Genomic DNA, 2,422 nt, shown 5'->3' with positions numbered 1-2,422 from the left:
GATAGCGTGGATATTTTATTTTGGCTTTTAGGCGGTTATATTTTATTACTCATTCATATTTGGTTTCATGAACTGGGTCACTATACTGTAGGACGATTTTTAGTAAGAATATCAAAAGAAAATATACAAATAAGATTATTTCAATATCCACCACATGTTGCGTTAAGAGATCAAGATAAAAACTGGATAAAGCCTAATGATGAGGAAGGGTATTTTGTACGTACATACCTTACCTATGATCCAGACAGTAAAAGATCATTTCTGTTCGTTATGGGCGGGTTCATTTTACAATCATTTATTTTTCTTTGCATTGCTTTTGCTATTTATTATTTTGTTGATAATGCCACGATCGCTAACTTTATCATTGGAGGATCATTTGTTTTTAATATCGTTTATATTTTCGGGGATTTAATGGTATTCTACTGGAAACGAATCCCTGTTGGAGATACAAGCTCGGCCTTTCATTAAGTCCGCACTTTTTATTATTAGTCTACTGCTAAGTTACGTTGCATTATATGTTTATATTGGGTTTTATTAATACTGGGACTACAACAATCTAGCTAATATCAGTTCATTCAATCTACCGCAAACGGAGCGCTTTAATTGAATAGTGTTCTTCATGAATTGGGCCATTATGTTGAAGATCATTTTAAAATTAAGCAAAATACTACGCCCTACGATACGGTGATTCTTTACCTATTCCTGTTTGGAGCGATCAATCATTCTACTTAATTTTCTTTTATCAATCTCGGTTTCTAGAATTTGAACAAAATCTTTTTCAAGATCTAATTTCTTTGCTTCAACATAGGCCTCTACCAAAGATTTATCGGACATTTTTTTAATAATACTGATATACTGTCCTCTCTAAGCGTGTATGTCGCTTTATCTATTTTATTAACGTATCCTTTGGACGTAGTTATTTAGCTATTAACGACAATTACCCTTTTTGCTTGTTTTTTACCCTTTCTTTATCTGGCATAAAGATGAATAATTCTCTTTTTCAAGAAACATGCTATGTGAAAGGAAGGGTGTTTCGATGAAAGGGAATAAAGTCGATCAATTCGTTTTGCGAGGTACGTTGATTATTACAGCAATCAGTTTACCGATTTTGTTGGTAAGGAAGAAAAAATCAATAAAAGACTGGGTAATTGCTTATTTATTTAATGGAATAACCAATGGGATTATAGATAATGTTCTAGCTTCATACAAAATACTTGAATACCCAGTTCGTCACTTTCCGAAATTATTTAACACAAGTTTGCTATTCGATTTTTTTGTATACCCTACATTTACTGTTTTCTTCAATCAATGGACGGATAAAGATATGCCAAAGGTGATCTTATATAAATTACTTTTTTTATTATTACCACTTACTTTATGCGAATGGTTGATAGTAAAGAAAACCAATTTGCTAAAATGGCATAAAGGTTGGAAATGGTACTATTCTTTAGTATTCATGACCTTTAAGTCTTTAACAACAAGAGCACTCGTAGGGTTTGTAAGAAAAGTAAGCGATAAACAGAATAGATAGTAAAAGAATTAAGTCCTTTTACGCCACAAACGAGCGCGCTTGTTGAGGAGGATCGGCAAAATCACTCGAAGATGTACAAGAAGTTATTGATAAAACAGCAAACAGGGAAACTGATATATTAAAATCCGAACGATAATAGCAGTTATTCTATTAATGTTCGGTTATATGTAATTTTATTACTCCAGTTTTACTCCAAAATAAATGATATTAAGTATAAAAACATGGAAATTGCATAATGAATTGTACGTATGACGCGGGTTTGGAACGTATGGTAACCTTCCTCACTTTTGAGGGCCTAGTGGTAGTAAAATACCGTGTGGGTTCAAGTCCCACCGACCGCACCAACATAAAGACGGACACACCAACACTGAGAGCGTGTTGGTGTTTTTTGGTTTGAATTTTTGATTGGTGGTTCTAAGAATCCGTATTTGATACAATAAAGATGTTCAACGAAAAGGAGGGTTTTTCTATGTTATGGATTGCTACTCAAGATAAGCAAAGTTTGATAAATGCAAGAGAAGTTACGGTAAACGGAAAAAAAATAAAGGGTGTTATTGGCACTAAGATTAGATATGACTGGACTAAAGATTTAGGGAAGTATGAATCAAATGCAAGAGCATTAGAAATTCTAAATGAAATATTTATAAAAATCGAAGAAAACAATGGTGCTTCTGTGACATTCGCTATGCCTGAAAAGTAAGTATCAACTTGTTCAATTATAGAGCGCTATAATGGAATAAAAGTTGTACCAGAAACAGGTCATTTAGTGGAATAAGACAGTGCGTTTATAGTATAGGTTGGAGGATAGCGTGGATATTTTATTTTGGCTTTTAGGCGGTTATATTTTATTACTCATTCATATTTGGTTTCATGAACTGGGTCACTATACTG

4 protein-coding genes are annotated in these 2,422 nt (G+C 33.1%); 3 read left to right on the top strand and 1 reads right to left on the bottom strand.

The features are described 5' to 3' along the window. Positions 1-468: hypothetical protein (locus tag BLS58_RS17785; protein ID WP_176764844.1), on the top strand; the 468-nt coding region annotated here is incomplete at its 5' end. 228 nt (positions 469-696) lie between these two features. On the opposite strand, the gene sda is transcribed toward BLS58_RS17785, so the two are convergent. Then, positions 697-834, bottom strand: a complete 138-nt coding sequence (gene sda, locus BLS58_RS17080; protein WP_090400350.1) for a sporulation histidine kinase inhibitor Sda — start codon at positions 832-834, stop codon at positions 697-699. 202 nt (positions 835-1,036) lie between these two features. Here sda and BLS58_RS17075 point away from each other — a divergent pair, with 202 nt between their 5' ends. Next, positions 1,037-1,531: a CBO0543 family protein gene (locus BLS58_RS17075; protein WP_090400347.1), complete on the top strand. Its 495-nt coding sequence runs from the start codon at positions 1,037-1,039 to the stop codon at positions 1,529-1,531. Between the two features lie 469 nt (positions 1,532-2,000). Next, the gene (locus BLS58_RS17070) at positions 2,001-2,231 is read left to right on the top strand and encodes a hypothetical protein (protein WP_090400345.1); all 231 of its coding nucleotides are present in this window, start codon (positions 2,001-2,003) and stop codon (positions 2,229-2,231) included. The last annotated feature ends 191 nt before the right edge of the window (positions 2,232-2,422 follow it).

This window comes from Natribacillus halophilus, assembly GCF_900100185.1.
In the GTDB taxonomy this organism is placed as follows: domain Bacteria; phylum Bacillota; class Bacilli; order Bacillales; family Marinococcaceae; genus Natribacillus; species Natribacillus halophilus.
Note: the sequence above shows the minus strand (reverse complement) of the source record. Positions and strands in the feature narration are given on the sequence as shown.